The sequence below is a fragment of the Chitinimonas viridis genome (genome assembly GCF_030409555.1).
GTDB classification, from domain to species: Bacteria; Pseudomonadota; Gammaproteobacteria; order Burkholderiales; family Chitinimonadaceae; genus Chitinimonas; species Chitinimonas viridis.
Genome location: NZ_JAUFPU010000003.1, coordinates 86,670 through 96,731, shown reverse-complemented (window position 1 = coordinate 96,731; position 10,062 = coordinate 86,670). Strand labels below are relative to the sequence as shown.

Here is a 10,062-nt window from a genome sequence, read left to right as displayed (position 1 = left end):
GACTAGTTTCCTCTCACTATCACGTGGAGATGTAATTACTGGATCCGGCGGCAACTTACCGAGCAGGGATCAGGTATCTGGCAAGGGGTAGATCAGTATGGTCTGCAGATAAGAGGTAGTACCGCGCGGACCGTCCACTCGGACACTCAGACGCATGCCCACACCGTTCTGCGGCGGGACTATGTCGGAACTGTTGGTACCGTCACCAGTCTGCCCTTGGGTCCACTTGCCCCCCACCTGGGCCTGGTTGAACAACACACAATGATTGGCGCTAGCCTGCCCGGTATTCCGGCACATCCGCTCTAGTACCATTACGGCACAGTTGCCAGACGCCTCATCCCATACCGCACGCAAAGCTGAGGCCGCTGCATCGCTGCTACTTTTACACTTGCCGGCAGCGCGCAGCGCGTTGGGTATGCCCGAGGTCTTGATGCAATTCAAATCAGTGGCGACACATGGTGAGGTTGGGTTTTCCTCGGTAAACAAGGTTGAGCGATACCAGCCGCCGTAGTTGTTGTGATAACGGGTCTCTACCGTATTCAGTATGCCAAACCCACCACTGCTGCTGATATCTGCCATATGCTCGACGGCCAGATCTGCCGTATTGATGCTGGACTGCCGGAAAGTCAGATTACCGGTCACCAGCGTAGCCGTATCAACCTGCCGGACGATGGCCAAACCGGCTAGTGTCAACGCCACCAGGGCAATCAGGGAGATTAACAGCACCACACCGCGTTGCCGCGCCATGCCTGGCACTGGCCCGGCCGAATAAGAGTACATAGGGATCATGGCTCGATGCCTCGCGTATTCCAGATCATGTTACGAAGAGGCACAACTCCGGTGAACACCTGGTAGCGGTAGCAGCGCCATTCATTAGGGCCATCGGTCGGTAGGCTGCCACGAGCCATATCCACATTAATGGCGGGACCATTGGGAAAGGTAATGGCCCGTACCGAGGCCGCTTGCACTGCCGGTGGCGTGGCATCGCAATTCACACCATCAGTAGGCCGCTCCCGCAAATTGTTACGGGACACGATAGCGAAGCGTACGCCACGTATCATTCTGGCCTGTATGGGGGTCAATGCCGCAGCCGCGTAGACGCCCGTCGGCTCAACCCAATTGCTGATATCGGTGACCACATCGGCTGGTACGGTATCAACCCCATACTGTGCCTGCAGGTCGATAACCTGATCTGCCAGGCGCAAGACCTCCGCCTGACCTGCCATGGTTGCGATCGCGGGTGCGGTCGCGCGCAGAGCTCCGACGCCATCATAGCTGGCGCCAAGCACGCCGTTAGTTGCATTCATGGCGTTGTTGCGTACGGTATAACTCTGTACCGACAAGGTGCCCAGATGGGCGAGTTCGGTAGCCCCCACCAACGCGGTTAGCTGATTGAAGGTGCTGCTGGGGCAGGCATTGCGTGAACAAGTGGCGCCACCCGGCGTAAAGGCAATCTGTGTCAGATTATTGTTATCGGGATCATTGGTCACCTGACCAAGCTGGCAAGTGCCAGCGATGGTGTTGATCTGCAAGGCCAGGTCGCCACGATTCACCATGAAAGCCACATTGGACCGCGCCGCGGTCACATTGAAGGTAGTCGGAGCCAATGGCGGTACCACGCCGTTGAAGGGAATGGCATTTCCACCCGTGGCACGCATGACGCGTATGCCATCCGCAGCAGCCCCGCCATCAGCAATCAACACCGGTAGTATCACTGGCGCGTTTAGACCAGCAGGGGCAGCTGGCGGCACAGGAAAAATACCGGTAGGCCCCAGGCTTGCCGCATAGGCCGCACCAAAATTGCAGCCCACCCCTGCACGCACATTGGTCAGGCCATAGCCCGCCATGCGCAAGTCTCTGTCCAGTTGGTACTGGGCAAACTGCCCGCTGGTCTGCGATTCGCTGCTGGCACCTGTTGTACGGCGTTGCCCTTCATAACCACGGTAGGTTTCCATGATGGCAACCGTAGTGATAAGGGCGACAACCATGCCAACCATGATTTCAACCAGGCTGATGCCTGACTGCATATGGCGGCGGGGAAAATCGGGCGTGGTAATCACGGCATCCTGCCTTGTTATGGTTTTACTGCACCACTTCAGCAGTGGTGGTGTAGGTTCTCACATCAGACGACGGTAATTTCCAGCTCACCGTTACCGTCACCCGGTTTTGGCGACCCGCTGTTGGCGCCGACCAAGCAATGGTGGGCGGATATGTGGCAGCACCAGGCAACACCCCCGCCACTTCGTTCGCCCAGGTATTAAAAGCGGTCGTGCCTGTCGCATAGGTGGTTTTCACCGTAGCTGGATTGGCAGCCCACATATTGGCCAGCAACTGGTTGGCCATTGTTGCCGCCTCACCACGATGGCGTGAGTCGAGATCCATCGTGATGGCACGAGCCTGCAACGCCACCAAACCCAACAAGCCCAGGGAAAAAATCACCAGCGCCACCAGCGCCTCAAGCAGCATCACACCTGCCTGTCCACGTAACGTGCGCGATGAGAAATTAGGGTGGTTAGAGGGTTTCACGTTCAGCACCTACGTGGGTCATTGAGAGGAAAAAGATTCTCGGCATCTGGGTCGCACATGCGCAACTCCCCACCTTGGCTAACGGTAATGCGCAAGTTACGCGACTTCTCCAATGGCAACACAGTTGCTGGCAAATCAATATCTACCCACCAGCCCCCTTGGATATTGTCTACAACCCGCCCCAGCGCAGAGAACTGTATGGTGTTAGGGATGTCGCCAGTTGGCACGCGCGCAACATTGACAAGCCGATGGGTAATGACCGCATTAGCACCCACTTTGTCGGAGCCCGAGGCGACAAGTATCCGCGCATCATTGCACCCGGCAATCGCCGCTGGCACAGCTGCCGTGTCTTGCCAGATCACCCAATGCGGTGCGCCGTTGGTCGGTATGCAGGAGGTGCCGTTCGCCAGCGAAAAACGCACTGAGGCATTGTTCTTGATCGCCTCCATACGCGCCTGCCGCATACCATCCATCAAGGCATCGGCACGTGCGCGCACGCCACTGTTCTCGATCCAGGCACGATAGCTGGGCACACCTACGGCCATCAGCACCCCGATGATAAGCACTACCACCATCATCTCAACCAGGCTGAAACCGTGGCCGCGACGCAGACTGGAAAATTGGAAGTTATCCATGGCGGCGCCTTAGCAAACCCCAGCTTTGGTCGATATCCAGCAGTTCTTGGGCAAGCCAGCCGCACCGGGGAACGCAGTGGTTCGGCGAACATTGGTCTCAGTGACGGTGAAGACCATGCCGTTAACGCCAAGACCGGATGCTCCCTTGGAGGAAATGGTCAGCAGATAGGTCTGCGCCTGATTACCCGGCGCGTCACACGCCAGCGTGAAGTTCTTGTCCGTCGGCATGGCGACATCGCAAACCCCTGCATTACCATACCGGCGCCTATCCTGATACGACTGCTCCAGCCGGACACGCTGGTCGGCAATCAGGCTTTGCGCCGCCGTAGCGTGCGAACGCACGACATGTTCCCGGTAGTTAGGGACAGCAATAGCCAGCAGCACCCCGATGATTGCCACCACAATCATGATTTCGATAAGGGTAAATCCATGTTGCGTCTTGTTCACGATGCTCTCCCCAGTTCAGCTTGGTTTGGATTATCAGACGGGCGCCAAGACGATGTCATCTTGATGCGACCAGCGTCATCATAGGACGGATCAATGGCACTGCCTGCATGCCACGTGCAAGCAGGGGCCGACATTCTCAGGGGGCTTACGGTCGGGGGTCAATGTCATTATCATGTCGGGCAACCGCCCCTACCCGGCGCAGCGCAGCAAACCAGCAGCGCTCGATAAGGCGTTGCTTAAGTACCGTGCATCGCTTCTGCACGATATTGACGCTTTAAATCAGCCAAGATTGATTTTGCAATTAACTTGGCGTTAAATGCCATATGAATGCGGATGGCCCAAGTTAAATTTGCCTTATCTCTGAACAACTTCCGCGCTCAAGCTCAGAAAAGGAATTAATATTTATGCGCAAATTCAGTATATGGCACGAACTGTGGCGCTTCGCCCTGGTTCTGGTGGCCATTGCCCTAGCCTCCTGTGGCGGCCCTGGCGGCAGTGACTCCGAAGCCTCCAAGAAGGAAACCCTGACACTGACAATGAGCATCAGCTCACTGTCTGCAGGTCAGCCAGCCACCGTTACTGCAGTACTCAAGGATGGTGCCGGTGCTCCCAAGGTAGGCCAGACCATCACCTTCACTACAGATGCGCTGTTCGGCATCATGTCCCCCGCTTCTGGCGTGTGGATCACCGATTCCACCGGTACGGCGACCATCACGCTGTCCTCAGGCCCAAACATCGGCTCGGCCGCCATCACCGCCACATCGAGCAGTGGCACCAAGTCCAGCCTCAGCTACAACAACACCTCCGTAGGTGTATCGGTGGCTTCGCTGCAACTGCTGGTGAGCAGCGGCAACCTGCTGGCAGATGGCTCTTCTACGATTGATGTCACTGCATTGGTCAAGGACGCCAACAACAACACCGTCAGCGGCCAAACCGTGGTGTTCTCTGCCAACTCCGGTGCGCTGACTGTAACCAACAACGGCGTTTCCGATGCGGCTGGCCGAGCCAGCGCTGTACTCAGCAGCGGCGATGACAAGACCACGCGTGATATCACCGTCACCGCCAAGGTTGGCTCGCTGACTGCCACCAGCACAGTACGCTTGGCAGGCACCAAAATTACCATCGCCGGTGTTAACTCCCTGGTCGTGGGTAACAACACTCAGCTGACCATACGCCTGCAGGATGGCGCAGGTCGTGCCATCGCTGGACAGACGCTGACGCTGGGCTCCATCATCGGCAACACCTTCAGTGTCAATGGCGCCAATGTTACCTCGGTCTCCACTGACTCTTCCGGTCAAGCCACCGTCCGTTACAACGCGGTCAACCCAGGCACAGATAACATTTCCGCATCGGCCTTGAATGAGCGTGGCACTCTAGCCATGGCCGTCAGCAACCAAAGCTTTACGGTTGTCGCAGCCCCTGGCCAAGCTGGCACCAACTTCCCTGCCGGCAGTTCGCCCGAGTTCAATCTGGATACCCCTGTCGTCATTACAGCTCGCTACCTGAACGCAGGCGTACCCCAAGTTGGTAAAACTGTCACCTTTACCTCTACCCGCGGCACCATTAGCCCAGCCTCGGCTATCACGGACGCGTCGGGCTCTGCCTACGTAACTGCCCAGGCAGATACGGCGGGCGCCGCCGTGATTACCGCCGAAAGCGGCTCGGTGTCGTCGCAGTATCTGGTGGAATATGTCTCGATTGCGCCGAACAAGCTCAATCTGCAGGTCGAGTCCTCAACCGTCGCCCCGCGCGGCAAGACAGCAATCACCGCCACCGTTCGTGATGCCAAGAACAACCTGGTTAAAAACAAGACGGTGTCGTTTACGCTAAGTGACACCACAGGTGGTACCCTCAGCGTTGCCAAGGGCGTGACTGACAGTGCAGGACAGACGAGCACCACCTACACCGCGGGCAATACCACCAGCTCCAAGGATAGCGTGGTGATCACCGCAACCGTACAGGATACAGCGGTCACCTCCACAGCACGCCTGACTGTCGCAGGCCAAGCACTGTTTGTTCGCCTGGGTACTGGCAATACCATCGACGTAGTGAGTGCGACCGAGTATGGCATGCCCTACACCGCCATTGTCACTGATGCGGCTGGCAATCCCGTGGCCAATGCAGAGGTCACGTTCTCAGTGGTTCCCGTGAAGTATTACAAGGGCACCCACTATTGGACGGGTACTACTTGGGCAGCAACAGGTGGCACGCAACAATTCACCACTACTGACCCCGCCTGCCCAGTGGGTAGCTATCAGGTTGGTAGCAACGGCCAGATCCCGCCAGTCCTCAGCTGTGTCCAGTTGTTGCCAGCCACTTCATGTGCCAACGAAGACACCTTTGTTGACGCGCTTAATGGTGTTGGCGCCAACAACGGCATACTGGAACCGGGTGAAGACTTTAATGGTAACGGTGAGCTAGATCCTGGCTTTGTTGCCGCAGCCTCGCCCGCCAAAGTGCTTACCAATGCCGCCGGCAGTGCGACGATCCGCGTCGGATATACCAAGGACAAGGCGCGGTGGGTTCAGGTTGCCCTGACCGCACGCGCAACCGTCCAGGGTAGTGAAGCATCTTCCTCGGCGATTTTTGGCCTCAGCGGCTTGGCCGGGGACTATGATGACGAGACCATCTCGCCTCCTGGCTTCAGCAGCCCATATGGCACCAGCGTTAGCTGCAGCTCGCCTAACTAAGTAGTGTTAGTGGTCCCGCCAGGCCCCAAGGCCGGCGGGTACAGCAAGCAGTAGCAAAACAAAAGCCCGCACTTGTGCGGGCTTTTGTTTTGTGGCCTGACACACCGTGCCTGTCAGGCATCACGCCTGCGGATGCGCCCGCCCGGCCTCGGTCGTTAGCCGGTTCAGGGCCGAGATATAGGCCTCGGTCGAGGCCACCAGCACATCAATGTCCGCTCCCTGGCCGTTCACCACCATATCATCCAGCGACAGGCGTACCGTCACCTCGGCCTGCGAGTCTGTACCGGCCGTGACGGCATTGACCGAGTACAGCAGCAGGTCGGCACCGCTCTGCGCCACGCTCTCTATGGCCTTGAACACCGCATCAACCGGGCCGGCCCCGTGGGCCACCACCCTGTGCTCCTCGCCCTGCGCGCCCATCACCAGGTTGGCCGTGGGCTGCTCGCCGGTTTCCGACACCACCTTGAGCGAGATCAGCCGGTAACGCTCAGCCGCATCCGGGCCGCTATCGCCCAGCAGGGCACGCAGGTCCTCGTCGAATATCTCGCGCTTCTTGTCGGCCAGCTCCTTGAAGCGGGCAAAGGCGGCGTTCAAGGCCTCCTCGCCTTCGGGCAGTATGCCCAGCTCCTGCAAGCGAGTACGGAAGGCATTGCGGCCAGAGAGCTTGCCCAGAGTCAGCTTGTTCTGGCTCCAGCCCACCGATTCGGCCGACATGATTTCATAGGTCTCGCGGTGCTTGAGCACGCCGTCCTGGTGTATGCCGGATTCATGCGCAAAGGCATTAGCGCCGACCACCGCCTTGTTCGGCTGCACCGGATAGCCGGTAATCGAGGAAATCAGTTTGGAGGCCGGTACGATCTGGGTGGTATCGATGCGGGTCTCCAGGTCAAACACATCGCAGCGGGTGCGTACCGCCATAACGATCTCTTCCAGCGCAGCATTGCCGGCACGCTCGCCCAGGCCATTGATGGTGCATTCCACCTGGCGAGCGCCGGCCATCACCGCAGCCAGGGAGTTGGCCACCGCCATGCCGAGGTCGTTATGGCAGTGCGCCGACCAGATCACCTGGTCCGAATTGGGTGTACCCTCGATCAGCTTGCGGAAGAACTCGGTGGTCAGGTGCGGCACGGCATAGCCCACAGTATCGGGCACATTGATGGTGCGGGCTCCGGCTTGTATCACGGCATCAAAGATACGGCAGAGGAAGTCCGGCTCGGAGCGCAAGGCATCCTCGGCCGAGAACTCCACATCGTCGGTGTATTGACGCGCCAGCTTGACGGCCGCCACGGCGGCCTCCACCACCTGGTCTGGCTGCATGCGCAGCTTTTTTTCCATATGGATGGGGCTGGTGGCGATAAAGGTGTGGATACGGCCACGAGCAGCCGGCTTGATGGCCTCGCCCGCCGCACGGATATCTCGCTCATTGGCCCGCGCCAGCGAGCAGATGGTGGATTCCTTGATGGCCTCGGCGATGGCGTGGATGGATTCGGCGTCACCTGGGCTGGCAGCAGCAAAACCGGCTTCGATGATGTCCACTCCCAGCTTCTCCAGCTGGCGGGCAATGCGTATCTTCTCGTCACGGGTCATGGATGCGCCCGGACTCTGCTCGCCGTCGCGCAAGGTGGTATCGAATATGTAGAGCCGTTCGCTCATGATGCTGTCTCCAGTGACGATGTAATAACAAAAAAGCCGCCGGGCCTAAGGGCCGGGCGGCTGAGATTGATGTTGTTCTGGTCTGGCTAAGCGCGTTTATCGCGCAAGACGTAACAGCGGCCCGGAGAGGTCGTTCTCGGCTAGTAGTAGCAGAAACGGGCGGCTGTTGGTCGAAGTCATGCTTGCAGAGTAAAAGCCTGCGGCGTCAACGTCAAGCCTTGTTCGCAGGCTTGAGCCGGTTCCACAACGCCAGCACATAGCCGGACAGCGCATAGACCACAAACAAGGCAAACAAGGCGATAGGCGGGTTAGCTGCAATGGCCACCAGCACGAACAATATCGGCAACAGCACAAAAAAAGGCACGGTCTTGCGGACGTTGATCTCCTTGAAGCTGTAATAGCGCACATTGCTGACCATGGTCAGCCCGGCAAAGGCCGTTACGACCAGCGCCCCCCAGCGTATGGCCTCACCAGCCCAGCCGGCCTCCAGCGAGATCCAGACAAAACCGGCTACCAGGGCCGCGGCCGTGGGCGAAGGCATGCCCTGGAAGAAGCGCTTGTCGGCCACCTCCAGCTGGGTATTGAAGCGTGCCAAGCGCAGGGCGGCGGCCGCACAATAGATGAAAGCGACTATCCAGCCCAGCTTGCCAAAGCCGCGCAGCATCCACTCATAAGCCACCAACGCGGGTGCCACACCAAACGACACCATGTCCGACAGCGAATCGAACTCCGCTCCGAAGGCACTCTGGGTATTGGTCATGCGCGCCACCCGGCCATCCATGCCATCCAGCACCATGGCCACAAAGATGGCCACTGCAGCAGGCTCGAAGCGGTGGTTCATGGCCTGCACGATGGCATAGAAGCCAGCGAACAGGGCCGCCAGGGTAAAGCTGTTGGGCAGCAAGTAGATGCTTTGGCGGCGCAGGTTCAGGGGGCGCTTGTCGCTCGGTTGCATGGTGTGGTTTCTCGTTCGGCTGCCTGCACTGGGGCCATCGGCCCTGTCGCAGATTCGGGACACGATTCTAGCTGAGCCACCAGCCCCTGTCTTTGCGGCCTATCGATCAGGCTGGGAGGTAGCCCGGACATCATCACTTCACGTCTGTCACCCAGCCTGGGTAATCCCGGTATTCTGCCGCCGGGCGAAGCAAGCATGCGTTAGAATCTCCCGCTTTCCCCTAACCCGGAATCGATTGTGTCTGATCGGCTGTTTGTTCTAATGCAGTATCTCATGCCCAAACTGGCTATGAACCGCCTGGCCGGCCACCTGGCCAGCCGCCCGGCCGGCCGCTGGATGCGCTGGGAGATGCGCCGTTTTGTGGCGCGCTACAAGGTCAATATGGCCGAAGCCGCCAACCCCGATCTCGACAGCTACAACAGCTTCAACGATTTCTTTACCCGCGCCCTCAAGGAGGGCGCCAGGCCGCTGGCCCAGGCCGACCTGGTCTGCCCGGTGGATGGCGCCATCAGCCAGTTTGGCCGTATCGAGCGCGACCAGATATTCCAGGCCAAAGGTCACCAGTATTCCACCACCGCCCTGGTGGGCGGCGATGCCGCGCTGGCAGCACAATTCGAGAACGGCAGCTTTGCCACCATCTACCTCAGCCCACGCGACTACCACCGCATCCACATGCCTTGCGACGGGCGTTTGCTGCGCATGATCTACGTGCCGGGCGAGCTGTTTTCGGTCAACCCGGCCACCGCACGCGGCGTACCCGGCCTATTCGCCCGTAACGAACGGGTGGTCTGCCTTTTTGAATCAGCCAAGGGCCCCTTTGTGCTGACCCTGGTTGGCGCCACCATCGTCGGCAGCATGGCCACCGTCTGGCACGGGGTGGTCAATCCGCCCCGTCGTCCTGCCATCGAGGAGTGGGACTACCGCGACCAGCAGATCGTGCTCAAACAGGGCGAAGAGATGGGCCGCTTCCTGCTGGGCTCCACCGTAGTCATGCTGTTCCCAGGCCCCGCCCTGCCCTTCGCGCCAGACTGGGCGCCTGCCAAGGGCGTACAGCTGGGCGAGAAGATGGCCGACTGGCCGCAATAAGCGCACAGCCATACCCGGCACCTAGCGTACTTCCCAGGTGCCAAGCAATAAAAAACCCCTGGGCAGATAC

Annotated in this window: 9 protein-coding genes; 2 read left to right on the top strand and 7 right to left on the bottom strand. The window is 59.2% G+C overall.

Features of this window, described 5'->3' with window-relative positions; all coding sequences use genetic code 11:
* Positions 1-69: 69 nt before the first annotated feature.
* Genes QWZ03_RS03275 through QWZ03_RS03255 form a run of 5 tightly spaced genes read right to left on the bottom strand, consistent with a single transcriptional unit; the run spans position 70 to position 3,608 of the window.
* Positions 70-789, bottom strand: a complete 720-nt coding sequence (locus QWZ03_RS03275) for a pilus assembly PilX family protein (protein ID WP_290331428.1) — start codon at positions 787-789, stop codon at positions 70-72.
* A complete protein-coding gene (locus tag QWZ03_RS03270; protein ID WP_290331426.1) occupies positions 786-2,060 on the bottom strand; it encodes a PilW family protein in 1,275 nt (424 codons plus the stop codon). Before QWZ03_RS03270 ends, QWZ03_RS03275 begins: the two co-directional genes overlap by 4 nt.
* A 22-nt stretch (positions 2,061-2,082) precedes the next feature.
* Entirely contained in the window at positions 2,083-2,526 is a 444-nt protein-coding gene (locus tag QWZ03_RS03265; protein WP_290331425.1) for a PilV family protein, read from the bottom strand.
* A gap of 2 nt (positions 2,527-2,528) precedes the next feature.
* Positions 2,529-3,161, bottom strand: a complete 633-nt coding sequence (locus QWZ03_RS03260; protein WP_290331424.1) for a GspH/FimT family pseudopilin — start codon at positions 3,159-3,161, stop codon at positions 2,529-2,531.
* A gap of 9 nt (positions 3,162-3,170) precedes the next feature.
* Positions 3,171-3,608 (bottom strand): type IV pilin protein, encoded by a 438-nt coding sequence (locus tag QWZ03_RS03255; RefSeq protein ID WP_290331423.1) that lies wholly within the window; start codon positions 3,606-3,608, stop codon positions 3,171-3,173.
* A gap of 404 nt (positions 3,609-4,012) precedes the next feature.
* Here QWZ03_RS03255 and QWZ03_RS03250 point away from each other — a divergent pair, with 404 nt between their 5' ends.
* Positions 4,013-6,298 carry a beta strand repeat-containing protein gene (locus tag QWZ03_RS03250; RefSeq protein WP_290331422.1) on the top strand — a complete coding sequence of 762 codons (2,286 nt, stop codon included), beginning with the start codon at positions 4,013-4,015 and terminating at the stop codon, positions 6,296-6,298.
* 120 nt (positions 6,299-6,418) lie between these two features.
* Here the strand turns inward: QWZ03_RS03250 and QWZ03_RS03245 are convergent, their stop codons facing one another.
* Positions 6,419-7,951: a 2-isopropylmalate synthase gene (locus QWZ03_RS03245; protein WP_290331421.1), complete on the bottom strand. Its 1,533-nt coding sequence runs from the start codon at positions 7,949-7,951 to the stop codon at positions 6,419-6,421.
* A 211-nt stretch (positions 7,952-8,162) separates the two neighbouring features.
* Complete coding sequence (gene pssA / locus QWZ03_RS03240; RefSeq protein ID WP_290331420.1) at positions 8,163-8,906, bottom strand: CDP-diacylglycerol--serine O-phosphatidyltransferase; 744 nt, start codon at positions 8,904-8,906, stop codon at positions 8,163-8,165.
* Positions 8,907-9,167: 261 nt separating this feature from the next.
* On the opposite strand from pssA, the gene asd reads away from it, so the two are divergent.
* Positions 9,168-9,992, top strand: coding sequence for an archaetidylserine decarboxylase (gene asd / locus QWZ03_RS03235; protein WP_505538576.1), 825 nt, complete (start codon positions 9,168-9,170; stop codon positions 9,990-9,992).
* Positions 9,993-10,062: the final 70 nt, after the last annotated feature.